Source organism: Streptomyces sp. NPDC004732 (assembly GCF_040609235.1).
Lineage (GTDB): Bacteria > Actinomycetota > Actinomycetes > Streptomycetales > Streptomycetaceae > Streptomyces.
Map to the genome: position 1 here is coordinate 840,893 of NZ_JBEXJR010000001.1, position 17,496 is coordinate 858,388.

16 protein-coding genes and 2 pseudogenes are annotated in these 17,496 nt (G+C 68.3%); 9 read left to right on the forward strand and 9 right to left on the reverse strand.

Going from position 1 to position 17,496, the window contains the following annotated elements:
* Positions 1-55 precede the first annotated feature (55 nt).
* Complete coding sequence (folP, locus tag ABZV77_RS03465) at positions 56-958, reverse strand: dihydropteroate synthase (RefSeq protein WP_356249771.1); 903 nt, start codon at positions 956-958, stop codon at positions 56-58.
* Between the two features lie 115 nt (positions 959-1,073).
* Between folP and metF the strand changes: the two genes are divergently transcribed.
* Together metF and nrdR are read left to right on the forward strand one after the other, a co-directional pair.
* Positions 1,074-1,997 carry a methylenetetrahydrofolate reductase [NAD(P)H] gene (gene metF, locus ABZV77_RS03470; protein WP_356249773.1) on the forward strand — a complete coding sequence of 308 codons (924 nt, stop codon included), beginning with the start codon at positions 1,074-1,076 and terminating at the stop codon, positions 1,995-1,997.
* A gap of 106 nt (positions 1,998-2,103) precedes the next feature.
* A pseudogene (gene nrdR, locus ABZV77_RS03475) lies at positions 2,104-2,538 on the forward strand (transcriptional regulator NrdR); the annotation flags it as partial.
* A gap of 141 nt (positions 2,539-2,679) precedes the next feature.
* Here the strand turns inward: nrdR and ABZV77_RS03480 are convergent.
* On the reverse strand, positions 2,680-3,084 hold the full coding sequence (locus ABZV77_RS03480) for a type II toxin-antitoxin system PemK/MazF family toxin (protein ID WP_356249775.1): 405 nt from the start codon (positions 3,082-3,084) through the stop codon (positions 2,680-2,682).
* A gap of 164 nt (positions 3,085-3,248) precedes the next feature.
* On the opposite strand from ABZV77_RS03480, the pseudogene ABZV77_RS03485 reads away from it, so the two are divergent.
* Both ABZV77_RS03485 and ABZV77_RS03490 read left to right on the forward strand, forming a co-directional pair.
* Positions 3,249-3,954: pseudogene (locus ABZV77_RS03485) on the forward strand (transposase).
* A gap of 134 nt (positions 3,955-4,088) precedes the next feature.
* Positions 4,089-4,550, forward strand: a complete 462-nt coding sequence (locus ABZV77_RS03490; protein WP_356249777.1) for a pyridoxamine 5'-phosphate oxidase family protein — start codon at positions 4,089-4,091, stop codon at positions 4,548-4,550.
* 125 nt (positions 4,551-4,675) lie between these two features.
* Here ABZV77_RS03490 and ABZV77_RS03495 read toward each other — a convergent pair whose 3' ends face one another.
* The 3 genes from ABZV77_RS03495 to ABZV77_RS03505 all read right to left on the reverse strand — a co-directional run bounded on the left by ABZV77_RS03495 (position 4,676) and on the right by ABZV77_RS03505 (position 7,643).
* A complete protein-coding gene (locus ABZV77_RS03495) occupies positions 4,676-5,992 on the reverse strand; it encodes a cytochrome P450 (RefSeq protein WP_356249779.1) in 1,317 nt (438 codons plus the stop codon).
* Between the two features lie 55 nt (positions 5,993-6,047).
* Entirely contained in the window at positions 6,048-6,878 is an 831-nt protein-coding gene (locus ABZV77_RS03500) for a tRNA-dependent cyclodipeptide synthase (protein ID WP_356249781.1), read from the reverse strand.
* 78 nt (positions 6,879-6,956) lie between these two features.
* A complete protein-coding gene (locus tag ABZV77_RS03505) occupies positions 6,957-7,643 on the reverse strand; it encodes a TetR/AcrR family transcriptional regulator (RefSeq protein WP_356249783.1) in 687 nt (228 codons plus the stop codon).
* A gap of 59 nt (positions 7,644-7,702) precedes the next feature.
* Here ABZV77_RS03505 and ABZV77_RS03510 point away from each other — a divergent pair, with 59 nt between their 5' ends.
* Together ABZV77_RS03510 and ABZV77_RS03515 are read left to right on the forward strand one after the other, a co-directional pair.
* On the forward strand, positions 7,703-9,163 hold the full coding sequence (locus ABZV77_RS03510; protein ID WP_356249785.1) for an FAD-dependent monooxygenase: 1,461 nt from the start codon (positions 7,703-7,705) through the stop codon (positions 9,161-9,163).
* Positions 9,164-9,253: 90 nt separating this feature from the next.
* Positions 9,254-9,913: an MSMEG_1061 family FMN-dependent PPOX-type flavoprotein gene (locus tag ABZV77_RS03515; protein WP_356249787.1), complete on the forward strand. Its 660-nt coding sequence runs from the start codon at positions 9,254-9,256 to the stop codon at positions 9,911-9,913.
* Positions 9,914-9,927: 14 nt separating this feature from the next.
* Here the strand turns inward: ABZV77_RS03515 and ABZV77_RS03520 are convergent, their stop codons facing one another.
* Positions 9,928-10,218, reverse strand: a complete 291-nt coding sequence (locus ABZV77_RS03520; RefSeq protein WP_356249789.1) for a hypothetical protein — start codon at positions 10,216-10,218, stop codon at positions 9,928-9,930.
* Between the two features lie 85 nt (positions 10,219-10,303).
* On the opposite strand from ABZV77_RS03520, the gene ABZV77_RS03525 reads away from it, so the two are divergent.
* Positions 10,304-10,924, forward strand: coding sequence for a response regulator transcription factor (locus tag ABZV77_RS03525; RefSeq protein ID WP_356250178.1), 621 nt, complete (start codon positions 10,304-10,306; stop codon positions 10,922-10,924).
* Positions 10,925-11,071: 147 nt separating this feature from the next.
* Entirely contained in the window at positions 11,072-13,144 is a 2,073-nt protein-coding gene (locus ABZV77_RS03530; RefSeq protein ID WP_356249791.1) for a discoidin domain-containing protein, read from the forward strand.
* A gap of 155 nt (positions 13,145-13,299) precedes the next feature.
* Here the strand turns inward: ABZV77_RS03530 and ABZV77_RS03535 are convergent, their stop codons facing one another.
* Positions 13,300-13,923, reverse strand: coding sequence for a TetR/AcrR family transcriptional regulator (locus ABZV77_RS03535; protein WP_356249793.1), 624 nt, complete (start codon positions 13,921-13,923; stop codon positions 13,300-13,302).
* A gap of 62 nt (positions 13,924-13,985) precedes the next feature.
* Between ABZV77_RS03535 and ABZV77_RS03540 the strand changes: the two genes are divergently transcribed.
* A complete protein-coding gene (locus tag ABZV77_RS03540) occupies positions 13,986-15,326 on the forward strand; it encodes a GH1 family beta-glucosidase (protein WP_356249794.1) in 1,341 nt (446 codons plus the stop codon).
* 333 nt (positions 15,327-15,659) lie between these two features.
* On the opposite strand, the gene ABZV77_RS03545 is transcribed toward ABZV77_RS03540, so the two are convergent.
* Entirely contained in the window at positions 15,660-15,866 is a 207-nt protein-coding gene (locus ABZV77_RS03545; RefSeq protein WP_356249796.1) for a helix-turn-helix domain-containing protein, read from the reverse strand.
* A 238-nt stretch (positions 15,867-16,104) separates the two neighbouring features.
* Complete coding sequence (locus tag ABZV77_RS03550) at positions 16,105-16,722, reverse strand: hypothetical protein (RefSeq protein ID WP_356249798.1); 618 nt, start codon at positions 16,720-16,722, stop codon at positions 16,105-16,107.
* Between the last annotated feature and the right edge of the window lie 774 nt (positions 16,723-17,496).

The following is a 17,496-nucleotide window of genomic DNA, read 5'->3' on the forward strand; positions in this document are numbered from 1 at the left end:
GTGTCCGCCCCGACACCGGCACGCCGTGCCGGCCGACACGACCGAATGGACCATGTCAGTGACTCGACATCACCGCTGTCCGTACCCGGCGGCGGTCCCGCGTCTCCACCCGGCGCAGTGCCGAGCCGACGCGCACCGCGTCGGCCGAGTCCGCCACCTCGTGGACCCGCACGGCCCAGGCGCCCCGGGCCGCCGCCCAGCCGGAGACGGTGGTGGTGGCAGCGTCACGCCCACGGGCGGGGCGGGGCGTGCCCGTCACCGGGTCCGCCAGCAGGGTCCCCAGGAACCGCTTGCGGGAGGCGCCCACCAGCACGGGGAATCCGAGAGCCGTCAGCTCGTCGATCCCGGCGAGCAACTCCCAGTCGTCGTCACGGTCCTTGGCGAATCCGAGGCCGGGATCGACTATCACCCGGCCGGGGTCGACACCGGCCGACACCACGGCGTCGACCTGCCGTTCCACCTCGCGTACGACGTCGATGCGCGCGTCGTCGTAGGAGGCAAGACCGTCCATGGCCGCGGAGTGCCCGCGCCAGTGCATCACCACGTACGGGACGTCGCTCCTCGCGGCGACTCCGGCCATGTCGGGATCGGCCTGCCCGCCGCTCACGTCGTTGATCAGGCAGGCCCCGACGTCCACCGCGGCCCGCGCCACCCGGGCCCGCATGGTGTCCACACTCACCAGAGCCCCTCCCTCGACCAGTCCCCGCACCACCGGCAGTACGCGCCGCAGTTCCTCCTCGCAGGTGATGCGCGACGCTCCGGGGCGCGTCGACTCACCCCCGACGTCAACCAAGTCCGCGCCCTGGGCCATCAGTTCGAGGCCGTGCGCGACGGCACGCCCCGGGTCCAGCCACAGACCGCCGTCGGAGAACGAGTCGGGCGTCACATTGACGATTCCCATGACGCCGCATCGCCCCCAGGACAGGGCTGCGGAAGGAAGAGCGGTGTAGGAACTCATGAGGAAATGATGACGGATACCCATTCGCGCTGTACAGCGCGGACGGCACATTCGACTTCGTACCGACAAGTGGACTTCTCTCGTGCGGAGTTCACAAGACGTCTAGGCTTCCCACATGGCTCTCGGTACCCCAAGCACACGACCGGACAGTGCACAATCCATTCGCGATCTGCTTTCCCGGGGCGACCGCTCCTACTCCTTCGAGTTCATGCCTCCGCGCACCCCGGAGGCCGAGACCGGACTCTGGAAGGCCATCCGCAAACTGGAAGCGCTGTCACCCACTTTCGTTTCGGTGACCTATGGCGCCGGCGGTTCCACGCGGGGCCGGACCATCAATGTCACCGGGCGCATCGCGCAAGAGACGACACTGACACCCGTCGCACACCTCACCGCCGTCGGGCACAGCGTCGCCGAGCTGAGGAACATCCTCGGGCACTACGCCGACCAGGGAGTTCGCAATATTCTCGCTCTTCGGGGCGATCCGCCGGGTGACCCGCTCGGCGCCTGGTCCAGGCATCCCCAAGGGGTGGACCACGCGGCCGAACTGGTCTCCCTCATCAAGGAATCGGGAAACTACTGCGTCGGAGTCGCCGCGTTCCCGGAAATGCATCCGCGTTCCGGTGATCGCGCGAGCGACATCAGGCATTTCGTCGAAAAATGCCGGGCAGGCGCGGATTACGCCATCACGCAGATGTTCTTCGACGTAGACGAGTACCTGCGCTTTCGCGACCTGGTCGCCGACGCCGGATGCGACACGCCCATCATTCCCGAGATCATGCCCGTGACCACCCTGCGAACCCTGCGGAGAATACCCGACCTCTCCACGGCGACATTTCCCGCGCGGCTCGCCGATCGCATGCTCGTCGCGGCGGAAAACCCTGCCTCGGTGCGGTCGTTGGGGATTGAACACGCCACCGAAATGTGCCGTCGGCTCATCGCGGAGGAAGCACCGGGACTTCACTTCATGACCATGAATTTCTCAACGGTGACGACGGAGATCTATCAGAACCTGGGACTTGCGCCCGGCCCTCGGGGGTGACTCTGACGATCCGTTAGGATCAAGGTCGACTCACGGTCGGGTGGACAGTCGGATGGACACCGGAAGACATCCCAACCGTCCGAGGGAATCGGAAAGGACCTGAACGGTGTGCTGCCCCTTCTGCAGGCTCCCCGACAGTCGCGTCATCGACAGCCGGTCGACCGATGAAGGGACTTCCATTCGCCGCCGGAGGCAGTGCCCGAACTGCCAGCGCCGATTCACCACGGTGGAGACGTACTCCCTGCTGGTGGTCAAACGCAGCGGCGTGACCGAGCCGTTCAGCCGTACGAAGATCGTCAGCAGCGTCCGCAAGGCGTGCCAGGGCCGCCCCATCACCGAGGACATGCTCGATCGGCTCGGCCAGCAGGTGGAGGAGAACGTGCGGGCCACCGGAAGCGCGCAACTCTCCACGCACGAAGTGGGGTTGGCCGTCCTGGAGCCGCTCAGCGAGCTCGACCCGGTGGCCTACATGCGATTCGCTTCGGTGTACCGCGCCTTCGAGTCGCTCGCCGACTTCGAGAATGCCATAGCCGATCTGCGCGCCCGATGCGGCTAGTACCCCAGCTGTAGATCGTGATCTCGATGGTGAGGGGCGCCAAGGAGACAGGTGGTCAGTGTCGATCATCTGGGCGAGATCGACCACGCCACCGAGAGTGTGGCCGTTCCTTCTCCGTCTGCCCGACTACTCAAGTCCACCGAGACGGAGGGCGTCCCTCAATTCGCTGAGCCTCTCGGTCGTCGCCGGGCTCCGCTCCTTCGCCTGTCCAGCGAGTCGGAGGGCATCCTCAATCTCGTTGAGTTTCGCGTAGGGCAGGGCGCCCGCCCGCTCGATCAGGTCGTCCCGGGACACGGTGGTCAGCCACGTGCAAGGGGTAAAGCCCGGACACGGGAACGCGAACCGCAGCACGCCTTCAAAGGGCAGTCCTTCCATGGCGCCTACTGCCACTTCGACGCCCAGACCGCTGATGTCGACGCCCGCCGGAGCCACGACCTGCATCACCCGGATCCCGGACGCGTCGCCTTCCGACAGCAGTACGACCGGCCGCCGCTCGTCGAACTCGACCCACCAGACTTCGCCACGTTGCACATGTCCTCCTGACACAGGACCGCATGCGGACGCTGCCGACCCTGACGCGCTGTGGAGACGGGTGCGGCCACGTCGATCATCGGTGTGTGAAGACAAACGATCACGCGGTAGCCGCAGATCACAGCGTAGACCCCGCCCGCTGGCAGGAGGCGTTCGACGGCCTGATGAGCCGGATAGCCGGGCGGTTCGCGCGGGTCGAACCCCGCCTCCGGGCCAAGCGCTTGGTGCTGGGCCTGCTGTCGGACCTGCCGCGCAAGAACTGCTGGACGATCGCAGAGTGAGCCGGGGAGGCCACCCCGCACGGCATGCAGCATCTGCTGTGCAGGGCCGCCTGGGATGCCGAGGCCGTCCGCGACGACGTACGCGAATACGTCGTCGAGCACCTCCACGACGAGGCCGCAGTGCTGGTCGTCGACGAGACCGGCGACGTGAAGAAGGGCACACGCACCGTCGGGGTCCAGCGCCAGCGGGCACGCGGCGGTGGACCGAGAGCTGTACATCCCGCACTCCTGGACCTGCGATCCGGACCGCTGCCGGGCCGCGGGGCTCAGCGAGGACACCGTCTTCGCGACCAAGCCGGAACTGGCCCGGGTGATGATCGAACGGTTCCTGGACACTGGACACCGCATCGGCACCGCACCACCGGTGAACTCGCCTATTACCGCTGCCACTCCACCACGTCGGCATCTCTGGCCACCCTGGTCAACGTCGCAGGTTCCAGATGGCGGGTGGAGGAGACCTTCCAAAGTGAGAAGGGGCTGGCCGGACTGGATGAGCACCAGATCCGCCGCTACGCGTCCTGGGCCCGCTGGCTGGCGACGCAGCCACCAGGCGCGATCACGAGCCAGCCACTACCGGAGACAAGCGTGACTGAGCACTTCAGCTGGCCACCCTGAGCACCGAAGTTGGTTGCCCCTAGTCAAAAGGTGAGGGGCTCATCGGTCGCTGGGAGTAGGTCCTGCGCCTCAGGCGCGCTTCGCCCCTGCTGGCTAGGGTCGCTCCGCATGGAGACCACGGGAATCGTTCGCCGCCAGACAGCGGAACGTATGCGCGACGCTCTGGAGCGGCTCGTTAGCGAGCGGGATGTATGGGTCTCGACGGCTCACCCTGATCACGGGCCGCACCAGGTGCCGCTGTGGTTCTTGTGGGATGGACGAGCAGTGTGGATGTGCACCAGCGCCACTTCCGTGACTGCGCGGAACGTCCGCAAAGAGCCGCGCGTGCGCCTGGCGCTACCGGACACCTTCGACGTGGTGCTCCTCCAGGGGGAGGCGGAGTGCTTCCCGGACCAGGAGGTGCCCGGAGACGCAGCGGAGGCCTTCGCCGACAAGTTCGGGTGGGATCCACGCGTGGAAGAGGGTTCCTTTCTCTATGTACGCGTGGCCCCGAGGACTGTGCGCGCTTGGCGCGGCGAGCCGGAACTACGCGGGAGAGTCATCATGCGCGACGGAATGTGGCTGGAATAACGGCCGTTCCTCGCCGACGCGCCTCTCTCGATCCGTGAGCCCGCGGCAAGCGGGGCGTATCCGCCTGCCTGGAGTGGGCCGCGCAGCGGCTGCCTGGCCCGCCGCCCGCAGCCGAAGCAGAAGGCTCACCACAGAACGGGAAGCCTCTCGGGAACCCGCTTGATGTTGCCCGTGCGCCACACCAACTGGTCGGCAGGCAGGGCGAGTCGCAGCCGCGGCAGGCGCTCCACGAGGACGGTGAGGGCTTCGGCGGCGTGTACGCGGGAGATCGCGGAGGCGGGGCAGAAATGGCGACCTGCCCCGAACGACAGGTGGTTGTTGCCCGTGCGGTCGAGGTCGAAGCGCTCGGGGTCCGGGAACTGCCGAGGGTCGAAGTTCGCCCCCTCGACGCAGACCAGGACCAGCTCCCCCGCCCGCACCAGGACCTCGCCGACCTGGACGTCGGCCCGGGCGATCCGGGGCAGTCCGTCGCCGATCGACAGGGTGCACCGCATCAGCTCCTCCACCGCGCGCGGCATCGCCTGGGGGTTCTTCCGCAGGCGCTCCACCACATCCGGGTGCTGGACCAGGGTGAGCACGGCGTGCAGCAGAAAGACGTACGTACTCATGGCACCGGCCCCGAACAGGGAGGTGACCGTGGCGGCGATCATCTCGTCGGTCAGGTCACCGCCGTCACGCTGCGCATCGTCCCGCAGCTCGCACAGCCGCCGGATGAGTCCGCACTGATCGTTGCGCGGGGCACGCACATGCCGGAGGACGAAGGCGAAGTCCTTGTCCCAGTTGGCGGTGCAGCCGTCGAACACGACGGGGCTGGTGACGAAGCCGAGGTCGAGCCCCGACATGAGCCGCAGCCCGTCCTTGTAGGGCAGGCCGAGCACTTGGCAGACCAGGGCGGCGGAGTACGGTTCGGCGAACCGCTGCCGCAGGTCCAGCGGGGCCCCTTCCTCGACCATGACGTCGACGAGGTCGTGCGCCCGCCGGGACATCCACTGCGCGGACGCCGGTCCTGTCCTGGGCCCGAACGCCCGGAGTACTTCCTGATGCAGACCGGCGCTGTTGACGTTGCCCATGGTGTTGACGGCCTCGGCGGGGATCGTCAGGGCGTACTGGCGCGGTACGTCGGGGGCCGCGGTGTCGCGCAGGCTGAAGCGATCGTCCTCCAGCACCTGCCGGGCCAGCGCGTAACTGGTCACCAGCCAGGCGTCGTCGCCGGTGAGGGTCCGGATCCGGGCGATGGGACTGTCCCTGCGCAACTCCTCGCACTCGGCGGGTACGACGTCACCGCGCCGGGACAACGGCCACTGCACCGGGGCGTACGGGCAGGAGGTTTCTGCTGCCGCGGAGGAGGCGGTGCACGTGACGGAGGAGGCGGCGCTCGCGACGGACGCGGACGAGGTGGACGAGGTGGACGGGGCGGGCGAGGTGGACGGGCTGGAATCCATGACGACCTGCTTTCTTCTACGGCCCCCGGGCCTCACGGACGGGTCAACCGAAGGGTCAGGCGAGGCAGGCCGCGACGATGGCGTACCCCTGGGTGTCGGCCGGGCGCAGCAGCCCCGTCGGGCGCTCGCCGAACAGCAGGCGCCCCAGTGCCAGGACGGTGTGGTAGCAGTGGACGGACGAGTCGACGCCCAGGATGTGCGGGGTGTCGACAAAGAACGGCAGCTCGGCGTTGACGTAGTCGAGCGCCGCCTCGGTCTGCGCGGGCAGGGGCAGCGCGCCGGGCGCCAGTCGCTTGGCGAGGAACTGGTGGGCCATGGCATCCCGGACGGACCGCAGTTCCATGTCGGTCTGCAGCGCGGTGCGGACCTGCGCGCGGACCTCCCGGTATCCGGGCTGGTCCAGAAAGTCGGACAGCGGCCGCACCCGTACGCGCCCCGCGTCCGGGCCGACGTCCTCCAGAGCGCCCTTGATGCGCCGCCGGACCCCGCGCAGTTGCTTGGCCACGCTTCTGTGCGCGGCCGGTCGCTCGTAGCCGAAGGCCTCCAACATCTCCTCCAGGGCGACATCGGCGTGCACGACGTCCACGACCGCGAACCGGTCCACCGCCCATGTCATCACCTCGGCCAGACACCGCCGGGTGAAGTAGCTGTTCCCTGTGCTCACCCCGAACAGTGCGTGATCCCCACGCCGGAGTAAGTCTCCGCTCCGCATGCCCACGGGCACGATGTCCAAGTCGTTCTCGATCAGGGCCGGTTCGCTGTGGGGCACCACGGCTCCTCGCTGTCGCCTCAATGACGAATATGCGATTCGGGTATGCCCAGGAAGAGTGCCGAGGATGTCGTCAATTCCCGGAAGTGATGACGCAGAGTGAGCTCCCCGGCGCACGCACCACCCACAAGGCCGCCGGAACCGCCCCCTCTCTCCCTCCCTCCCCTCCCGCCCACACCTACGCGGCGGGGGCGCTCACTCGGCGCCGGATCGCAGGTGCCGCAGCCCTTCGATCTGGACGTCCAGGGCGAACTCGAAGTGGGCGTCGAAGTCCGCGCTGGTGAGCACGGTGATCGTGGCAGCGAGGTGCGGGTAGGGCCCGGCCAGTACCGCTTCCCGCAGACTGCCCACGTCCCCCGGCGCCCCGCCCTCGTCCGGCGCCGAGGCGGCCTGTTCCTCCAGCGTGTGACCGAGGGTGAAGTTGACCATGCCCATGAACGCGCGGGCGGCGTCCTCGTCCTTGAACCCGGCCTCGCGGAGCACCCCGAGGGCGGCTTCGGCGAAGGCCAGCGTGTGCGGGCCGACCGAGTGGGTGCCGCCGAAGACCCGGGCACCGTCACGGTGGGCAAGCAGCGCCCGGCGCATCGCTCGGACGAGCGCCCTCAGCCGTCCCGCCCAGTCGGCCGCCCCGGCTGCCCCGGCCGCCCCGGGTGACGCGTCGATGTCACCGAGCATGCGCTCAGCCATGGCGGTCAGCAGGTCCTGCTTGGTCGTGAAGTGGCGGTAGAGCGCCCCGGCCTGCACCCCCAGCCGGTCGGCGAGCCTGCGCATCGTGAGCGCTTCGAGGCCGACGTCGTCCAGCAGCTCAAGGGCGGTGCCGACGGTTTTCGCGCGGTCGAGCCGCGCCGGGCGGCCCCTGCTCGGGGTTGACGGAGAGGTCATGCCCCTCACTATAGTGAACATCGTTCACGTGAACGGTGTTCACTAATGAGGGAGCAGTCATGGAACCTGATGTCATCGTCGTCGGCGCCGGGCCGACCGGCCTCATGCTCGGGTGTGAACTCGCCCTGGCCGGAACGCAGGTGCGGATCGTGGAGCGCCGCGCGGAGGCCACACAGAACTCCCGGGCCCTGACGCTGCACCCGCGCAGCGTGGAACTGATGGACATGCGAGGCCTCCTGCCCCGCTTCCTGTCAGCGGGCAAGACCCTGCCGGGCTGGCACTTCGCCAACCTCCCCACCCGGCTCGACTTCAGCGCGCTGGACACCCGGCACGGCTACACCCTGTTCCTGGCCCAGGCGCGCACAGAAGCCCTGCTGGAGGAGCGGGCTCTCGAACTGGGCGTACGGATCGACCGCGGGCACGAGGTCCTGGGGCTCACGCAGGACGACGCGGGCGTATCGATCGATCTCCGTGACAGCAACGGCCGGGCCACCACATCCCGGGCGAGATACGTCGTCGGATGCGACGGCGGCCGCAGCGCGGTGCGCCGGGCGGCCGGTATCGGCTTCTCCGGCACGGACGAGACGCTCACCGGCGTACTCGGCGACTTCGCGGTGGTCGACGCCTCCCCCGAGGCGCTCGGGGCCGCACAGGCGAACGGCGTCATGGTCGTGCCACTGGAGACGGGACTCACCCGCTTCGTCTACATCGACCCCGAGCGCATGCGAGCCCCCGCCGAGGAGCCCGTAACACTGGAAGAGTTCCGAGACTCCCTGACACGCATCTGCGGCGACGACTGCGGCATAGCCGACCCACGGTGGCTCTCACGCTTCGGCAACGCGACCCGCTTGGCCGACCGCTACCGCAACGGCCGCGTCCTGGTGGCGGGCGACGCCGCCCACATCCACTTCCCGGCAGGCGGGCAGGGACTGAACATGGGCCTGCAGGACGCCATGAACCTCGGCTGGAAACTCGCCGCCGAGCTCAACGGCCGGGCCCCCGCAGGCCTGTTGGACAGCTACGAAGACGAACGACGCCCGGTCGGCCAGGCGGTCACCCAGAACACCGCCGTCCAACTCCTCCTGGCCGAACTCCCCCTCATCCCACAGTACGAGGCCCCCGCAACAGCTCTGCGCACACTCCTCGACGAACTGCTCGGCATCCAGGACGTCAACCGACTCCTCGCCGACCGCGTCTCCGCACTGGGCACGGCGTACGCATCACCGCGGGAAGACACCCATCCCTTGGTGGGCCGACGCATGCCGGACATCGGACTGAGCACGGCGGACTCGGCGAAGACCCGCGTGTACGAACTCCTCGCGCCGGATCACTTCGTCCTGATCGACCTCGCGGCGCACGAGGACCGCGACGACCTACGCGAAGTTTCGGAGGTCCTGGTGCGCCCCGACGGCCACATCGCATGGGCCACACAGACCACCGACACGGCCGCCCGCCGGGCCGAACGTGCCGAGGCCCTGACGGCCTGGGCGACGACCGCCACGGAAGCCACGGCCGTGTGAGCACGACCCGCATCGCGCGTCATCGGGCCTGTACGCCCTCGTACGCACAGGCCAGGATCCGTCGCAGATCGGCCCACTAGGGTCGGAGGCATGACGACATCCCTTGCCAGCAGCGCCTTCGACTCGCTCCGCCTCGACGCCGTGTCCGACCAGGAGACGCTCCGCCGGACCTACGAACTCCCCAAGGACGCGGCCTTTCGCAAGCAGATGACCGAACTCACCGATCAGACCCGGCGGTTGATCGGCTGCTCGTCGCTGGTCCTGGTCGCCAGCACGGACGCCGAGGGCAACTGCGACGTCTCCCCGCGCGGCGGCCCCGCCGGGTTCGTCGCCGTCCTGGACGACCGGACGGTGGCGATACCGGACGCGACCGGCAACAAGCGTCTGGACACCCTGCAGAACGTCATCGCCACCGGACGGGCCGGGCTGCTGTTCGTCGTTCCAGGGCGCACCACGACGCTGAGGGTGAACGGCCGGGCCTGCGTCTCCACCCGCCCGGACCTCCTTTCGCAGCTGACCGCCGTGGGCAAGCCCCCGGCCAGTGCGCTGGTGGTGGGCATCGAGGAGGTCTATCCGCACTGCCCCAAGTCGCTGCTGCGCAGCGGGGCGTGGAAGCCGGAGCAGTGGCTGCCCGCGGACGCCCAGCCCGCCTCGGCCGAGGTGACGCTGGCCCAGCTGCGGATGCCGGAGCTGACGATCGCCGACATCGAGCAGGCGGAAGCGGATTCGCTGAAGTACCGGTACGAGTGACGAGCGACCGGCGGTCAGGGGTGGTCGGCGGGCACGGTGTCCTTCGTCAGGAGTGTGTCGCCCGACCAGCAGAGCCGGTAGAGGTCGACTTCGTTCAGCAGGCCGCGGCCGGAACGATAGAACTCGCAACGGGCTTCGGGCGGCCGGGATGCGGAACGGGCCTGGTCGGACGGGTAGGGGTAGGCGCGGGCAGGCAGCAGCGGGGCGAGTTCGGCGCGCGGTCGGCCGGTGGTCAACTCCTCGAACCGGGAAGGCGGCAGCACACTCGTCGACAGTTGCCAGGCCAGGTAGCAGGCGGACGGCACGAAGAGTCGGCCGTAGGCTCCCGGCGTGGAAGAGACGACACCGGGCAGTCGGCCCCTCCGGGTCCTGGTGGCCGACGACGAGGCGATGGTCCGGGCGGGGGTGCGGGCCATCCTCGCCCGGGACGCGCACGTCGAAGTGGTCGCCGAGGCGGGTGACGGGCACGAGGCCATCGCGCTGACCCGGCTGCACCGGCCGGACGTGGTCCTGCTGGACATCCAGATGCCCGGCCTGGACGGGCTGACGACGGCGGCGCGCCTCCACAAGGAGTCCGCGGCGGTCGGTGTGATCATGCTGACGACCTTCGGTCAGGACGAGTACGTCACCCGCGCCCTGGAAGAGGGCGCCGACGGTTTCCTGCTGAAGGCGGACGACCCGAGGGAACTCCTCAACGGGGTACGAGCGGTGGGCGCGGGCGGGGCCTATCTGTCCCCGCGGGTCGCCGCCCGGGTCATCGCCGGGCTGCGCGCGCACCGGGCCGCACACCCCCACCGCTCACTGGAGCGGCTCACGGAACGTGAGCGCGAGGTGCTGGCCGGAGTCGGGGCGGGGCTGTCCAACGCGGAGATCGCCGGGCGGCTGCACCTCGTCGAGGGCACGGTGAAAGCGCACGTCAGCGCGGTGCTCGCGAAGCTGGGCGCGCGCAACCGGGTGGAGGCGGCCATCTCCGCGTACGAGGCCGGGCTGGTCCCGCCGGGCCGTCGCTGACCCACCATCAGGCTCCGTCGAAGCGAAGACCGTTGCACCCATTCCCCTTTCCCGGCGATAGCCGCCGTCAGGGGGTTGGCCTTGCGGATCCGTATCCCTATCGTGTGAGCCAAACATGAGCACCCCTCACATTTAAGGATCACGGCGATGAACATCGCTCACCCTCCACGCCGAAGGCGTAGATCCCTCACGGTGGCTCTCCTGCTCTTCACCGCGATGACCCTGCTGCTCGGCACCATGCCGAGCTCTGCGGCGGAACCCGACCCCGGCTGGTGGAACCCGACCGCGCGGCCCACACCCGACGCGCAGGTCGGCGTCACAGGTGAGCCCTTCAAGGGCACCGACTCCCAGGGGAAGGTGCGGGGCTTCGTCGACGCCCACGACCACATCATGTCCAACGAGGGCTTCGGCGGCCGACTGCTCTGCGGCAAGCCGTTCTCGGAGCAGGGCGTCGCCGACGCGCTCAAGGACTGCCCCGAGCACTACCCCGACGGCACGGGCGCCATCTTCGACATGATCACCAAGGGCGGCGACGGCAAGCACGACCCCAACGGGTGGCCCACGTTCAAGGACTGGCCCGCCCACGACTCGCTGACCCACCAGCAGAACTACTACGCGGGAATCGAGCGGGCCTGGCGCGGCGGTCAGCGGGTGCTCGTCAACGACCTGGTGACCAACGGCGTGATCTGCTCGATCTACTTCTTCAAGGACCGCGGCTGCGACGAGATGGACGCCATCCGTCTCGAGGCGAAGAAGTCGTACGAGATGCAGGCGTTCGTCGACAAGATGTACGGCGGCCCGGGCAAGGGCTGGTTCCGGATCGTCACCAGCAGCACGCAGGCCCGTGAGGTCGTCGAGCAGGGCAAGCTGGCCGTCGTCCTGGGGGTGGAGACCTCCGAGCCGTTCGGCTGCAAGCAGATCCTGGACAAGGCGCAGTGCGGCAAGGAGGACATCGACCGCGGCCTGGACGAGCTGAAGAAGCTGGGTGTGAGCAGCATGTTCCTGTGCCACAAGTTCGACAACGCCCTGTGCGGGGTGCGCTTCGACTCCGGCACGCTCGGCACGGCCATCAACGTCGGCCAGTTCCTGTCGACCGGCACCTTCTGGAAGACGGAGACCTGCCGCGGCCCGCAACACGACAACCCCATCGGCAACGCGACGGCGGCGGAGGCCGAGAAGCGGCTGCCGAAGGGAGTCTCCGTCCCCTCGTACGCCTCGGGTGCGCAGTGCAACGTCCGCGGCCTCACCGGCCTGGGCGAGTACGCGGTACGCGGCATGATGAAGCGTCACATGATGCTGGAGCTGGACCACATGAGCGTCAAGGCCGCGGACCAGGCCTTCGAGGTCCTGGAGTCCGAGGCGTATCCGGGCGTCATCTCCTCGCACAGCTGGATGGACTCGGGATGGACCGAGCGGCTCTACAAGCTCGGCGGGTTCGCCGCCCAGTACATGAGCGTCGCGGGGCCGTTCAGCGACGAGGCCAAGAGCAAGGCGGCGCTGCGGGAGAAGTACAAGGTCGGCTACGGCTACGGCACCGACATGAATGGTCTCGGCGGCTGGCCCGCCCCGCGGGGCGGGGACGCACCCAACCCGGTGAAGTACCCCTTCCGCAGCACGGACGGCGGCTCGGTGGTCGACAAGCAGACCACCGGCGAGCGCACTTGGAACTTCAACACCGATGGCGCGGCGCACTACGGCATGGTCCCGGACTGGATCGAGGACATCCGCAACGTCGGCGGCAAGGAGGTCGTGGACGACCTCTTCTCGGGTGCCGAGTCCTACCTGAGCACCTGGGGCAACTCCGAGAAGCACGAACTCGGAAAGAACCTGGCCTCGGGCGCGGCCGCCACCGCATCCTCTTCGGAGTGGTGGAACCCGTTCGAAAGCTTCGCGCCCGGCAAGGCCGTGGACGGAGACAAGGACACCCGCTGGGCCAGCGAGTGGAAGGACGACCAGTGGCTCCAGATCGACCTCGGATCCGCGAAGCCGGTCAAGCGCGTCACCGTCGACTGGGAGGCGGCGTACGCGAAGTCGTACCGCGTCGAGCTGTCGCAGGACGGCACGGACTGGCAGTCGGCCTGGTCCACCACCGCCGGTGACGGCGGCCTGGACACGGCACGTTTCGACCGGACCCAGGCGCGCTACGTACGCGTCAAGGGGCTGGAGCGCGGCACCAAGTGGGGCCTCTCACTGCGCGAGGTCGGCGTCTACGCGGACTGAGCCGCCCATGAGGCGGCGCCCAGGGCCGGGGCCGGTCGGATCAGCTCTCCTGATCCGACCGGCCCCGGCCGGTTTTCGGCCGCCAGGGGCTTGGCAGCGGTGCTCAGAAGCCGGAGGCGGGCTGGCCCGAGGCAGGCTGGCCCCGTCGGCGGCTGTCACCGGATCCGGTCGGCCAGATAGCTGTTGAGGACGTGTTTGCACTCGGCGATCAGCCGGGAGTCGCCCTGCGGGTCGGTACGGAAGGCCAGTTGCAGCACGCTGTCCGCGCATTCCAGCGCCACTCGGATGGTGATCTCCAGCTCGGCGTCGTCCTGGACTCCGGTCAGGGAAGCGGTCAGTGAACGCAGTCGACCGGCGACCGCGGTGTTGTTGTCCAGGGACGGGTTGAGGACGTGGTCCTGTCCCACTGCGCCGAAGTCGACCACGCCGAACCCGGTGATCGTCCGGCGCATGGCGACGAACTCGTCGACGGTGACGTCCACGATGCCCGGGATGTCGTCGGGTGTCTCGCGCTCGAGGCGGCCCTCGACCCGGGCCAAGAACGACTCCAGGTTGCGGACGGCGAGCGCACCGATCAGCCCCTCCCGGTCGGAGAAGAACTGGTAAAGGGTGCCGATGGGCACGTCGGCCCTGCGGGCCACTTCCTTGGTGGTCAGCGCGGCATAGCCGATCTCGTCCAGGAGTTGGGCGCAGGCGTCGAGGAGTCGTTCGAAGCGTTCGGCGCTGCGTTTCTGGACCGGCATCCTGCGCAGCGCCCCTGCGTTGCGGTCTTGATTCACGCTTCCATCATCCCACTCCGAGCAGCTAACGTGAGCCACGCTCATGTTTCAGGAGGCCAGACGTGACACTGAACCATCTCCCCGCGGACTTCATCTGGGGCGCATCGACGGCGTCGTACCAGATCGAGGGCGCCACCAAGGAGGACGGCCGCGGCCCTTCGGTATGGGACACCTTCACCGCCCGCCCCGGCACGGTCCGCGACGGGCACACCGGTGACGTGGCCTGCGACCACTACCACCGGTACGAGGAGGACATCGCGCTGATGGCCGAGGCGGGCCTCACCGGCTACCGCTTCTCCGTGGCCTGGCCCCGGATCCGCCCCACCGGCACGGGCGAGGCCAACCCGCAGGGTCTGGACTTCTACGACCGACTGGTCGACGGCCTGCTGGCACACGGCATCGAGCCCGTCCCGACCCTCTACCACTGGGACCTCCCACAGGGCCTGGAGGACGGTGGCGGCTGGCTGAACCGCGACACCGCGTACCGCTTCGCCGAGTACGCCGCCCTCATGGCCGACCGGCTCGGTGACCGCGTCCAGAAGTGGATCACGCTCAACGAGCCGTTCATCCACACGGTCTGGGGCTACGGACTCGGCACCCACGCACCGGGCCGCACCCTCTTCCTGGACTGCCTCCCCGTGGCCCACCACCAACTCCTGGGTCATGGCCTCGCGTTGGGAGAACTGCGGGCGCGCGGCCTCCAGGTGATGATCGCCAACAACTGCACCCCGGTCCGGCCCGCCTCGGACGCACCCGCCGACATCGCCGCCGCGGGCGCCTACGACGCCCTGCACAACCGCCTGTTCAACGACCCGATCCTCACGGGCGCCTACCCCGACCTGTCGGCCTACGGCGCGGACGCCACCCTGGGCGGCTCCGTCCAGGACGGCGACCTCGAACTGATCTCGGCTCCCTTGGACGCGCTCGGCATCAACTACTACAACCCGACCCGGATACAGGCGCCGACATCCGAAGGCGAAGGGCTGCCCTTCGAGGATGTCCCCCTGGAGGGCTACCGCCGCACCGCCTTCGGCTGGCCCGTCGTCCCCGACGGTCTACGGGAACTGCTCGTCGGCCTCAAGGAGCGCTACCCGGCGCTCCCGCCGATCCACATCACCGAGAACGGCTGCTCGTCCGAGGACGTGGTCGACGCGGACGGCAGCGTCCTCGACCTCGACCGCATCGACTACCTGAACACCCACTTGCAGGCCGTCGACGCCGCCGTGGCCCAAGGAGTCGACGTACGCGGCTACTTCACCTGGACCCTGATCGACAACTTCGAATGGGCCGAGGGCTTCCACCAGCGCTTCGGCCTCGTCCACGTCGACCACGACACCCAGGTCCGCACCCCGAAGGCGTCCTTCGGGTGGTACCGCGACCTCATCCGCACCCAGCGCGGCTGAGCCGCCCGCCGAGCTCCCCCGGGCCCGGCGCGGCGATACTCAAACCTGCAGGTCAGGCGCCCTTAGCGGCAGGCTCCAAAATCGCCACGCACTCCACATGGTGAGTCATCGAAATAGTGTCGGCCTGGACGGCTGTGCGCAAAACAGCAGATCAGGCATCATTGGTTCGATGCCCCAGGCTCGCGCCTGGGCCTTGAGAGGGAAGGACTCGCTGAACCGGTCTCCGGCCCGGTTACGAACGGTCGCCTGCCACTTGCCGGACTTCAACTTGCGCAGGTACGCGGTACTACTCCTTCGTTCGGAAACGGTGAGCGCCGGACTTGGGGTGAGAGATCAGCGACGAGGGCGCGGGGAAACAACCAGCCTCCTGGCGATGAACTCCTCCAGCTCGGCAGCAGGGACACGAACGCGGGAACGTTCCGTCCCGGTGCGTAGGTCGACGACGGAGAGATCTCCGGCGGCGATGAAGCGGTAGACGGTGCGGCGGTCGACATCCAGGGCGGCGGCGACAGCGGGGATGGACAGCAAACGGGCAGGCATGCGCGGTCCTCGGAAACAGGGATGGGATGACCAAGCCGACGAATTAGTCGAGCGGGACTGCCCGCGGTCCAGGGCGAGGGTCTACCAGCCCTGTCAGGGCAGTGGTACCATATCGCTCAGGGGCTTGAGTCACGTGACAGGGTCGCCGCCGCGGCGAGGCGTGGACCGCCGACGTTCGGGGATTTGTGCGGCCGGAGGGCCCTTGCTCGGACCGTAAGTCCGAGCACATGAACGGAACTTACCGCTTTGCGGTGTTCGGAAGGCTCAGGATCTCTTCCAAGTGATCCCAGTCGACCTCGACGTCCTCCAGCCGGAAGCGATGCGGGTACCGCAGCGCGATCCAACTCGCGCTCACACCAGCCCACTCGGCAACGCCCCACACAGGAACACCCGCCTTCAGCCAGGCGTCCAGAGAGGAATCACGCAGGCTGGAGACCTGTTCCCCCACACCCGCTCGGACCTCGGCCGGACTCAACACCGCCTGGCGAGCCAACATCCACACCCTCCTGTATTCGCAGGACGGCAACGGCCCGCCCTGCTCACCGGAGAACAGCAGATCTCCAGCCTTCAGGCCCGCGCGGTCGATCCAGCGCCTCAGCACACCCACGATTTCCGGCGTGAGAGGGACCCTTCGACCCTCGCCGGAACGGACCAGCACCTCCCCGAACTCCCCGTCCGGGAGCGTCACGTCGTGCACCCGAACCGAGGCAGCTTCACCCGGCGACAGCGCAGTGCTCGCCATGGAGACGAAGAAGGGGTAAATAGCTCCCAGAGATTCCTCCCGAACCCATTCCAGGAGGGCACGGACGCGGTCCACAGAGAGCAAGGACGATTCATCTATTGCGAGCTGCGACAAGCTACTTGATTCCTCACACGAGACATCGGGACGCGTCAGCGCCCCCTGGTCATTCAATGGTCTGGAGAAGCGCCGGTTTGGCCAACCGGCGATCGTCGGCTATGTTGCGCCCGCGACGCACCCCTCGCGGACCCGGTTACTGCTCAGAGGACAGGTTCCGCTTCCCGAGGACCGCTCTAGGTTTGCTTCCTTCGCCGAGTTAATCCAGTCCGTATGGGACTCAATGTGTCTGCTGTTGGCGAATCTGCGCGAACCTACCCATACCTGCACCTTGGCGGCCAGGAAGTACGAAGACAGAGCAGGTGCCTTCTAAGCGCCTGCTCGATTGGTACGTTGAATTCGGGCTGCACCGAGGCTCGCTGAAGTTCGCCTTGCCTGCAGGCATGCGACGGCATGCTCGACGGGAGCCGTGCTGTGGCCAGCGTTCGGTTGACGATTCGCCAGGTGGGCGGATGTCCCATTAAGAGGACCCACTGGAGAGTGTTGTCGGCACGGGTCGGCGCCTATGAGGGTGTGCCAGCCGATGTCCGAGTGCCGATACTCATGTTTACAGTAAGCGATGTACGCGTTGAACCACTCCGCGGACGTGGCGTCCAAGGCCGGTGAACGCACTGCCCACGACAGCGCCGACAGCAGGCTTCAGTCACGCTCTCAGAGATCATTCCCAAGAGCGCGAAGCTGTTGCCATCATCTGGAGGGCGGCCTTGCTCCGTGGCAGGCCGCCCTCCAGCCGCTCCACCTGATGCCGCAACTTCTCGTTCTCCGCCTCCGCGG

Bases quoted from the DNA above. Each gene is read 5' to 3' on its own strand.
- folP (WP_356249771.1), bottom strand. From the start codon at position 958: ATGAGTTCCTACACCGCTCTTCCTTCCGCAGCCCTGTCCTGGGGGCGA.
- ABZV77_RS03530 (WP_356249791.1), top strand. From the start codon at position 11,072: ATGAACATCGCTCACCCTCCACGCCGAAGGCGTAGATCCCTCACGGTG.
- ABZV77_RS03510 (WP_356249785.1), top strand. From the start codon at position 7,703: ATGGAACCTGATGTCATCGTCGTCGGCGCCGGGCCGACCGGCCTCATG.
- ABZV77_RS03490 (WP_356249777.1), top strand. From the start codon at position 4,089: ATGGAGACCACGGGAATCGTTCGCCGCCAGACAGCGGAACGTATGCGC.
- ABZV77_RS03495 (WP_356249779.1), bottom strand. From the start codon at position 5,992: ATGGATTCCAGCCCGTCCACCTCGCCCGCCCCGTCCACCTCGTCCACC.
- ABZV77_RS03525 (WP_356250178.1), top strand. From the start codon at position 10,304: ATGGTCCGGGCGGGGGTGCGGGCCATCCTCGCCCGGGACGCGCACGTC.
- ABZV77_RS03515 (WP_356249787.1), top strand. From the start codon at position 9,254: ATGACGACATCCCTTGCCAGCAGCGCCTTCGACTCGCTCCGCCTCGAC.
- ABZV77_RS03505 (WP_356249783.1), bottom strand. From the start codon at position 7,643: ATGACCTCTCCGTCAACCCCGAGCAGGGGCCGCCCGGCGCGGCTCGAC.
- metF (WP_356249773.1), top strand. From the start codon at position 1,074: ATGGCTCTCGGTACCCCAAGCACACGACCGGACAGTGCACAATCCATT.
- ABZV77_RS03545 (WP_356249796.1), bottom strand. From the start codon at position 15,866: ATGCCTGCCCGTTTGCTGTCCATCCCCGCTGTCGCCGCCGCCCTGGAT.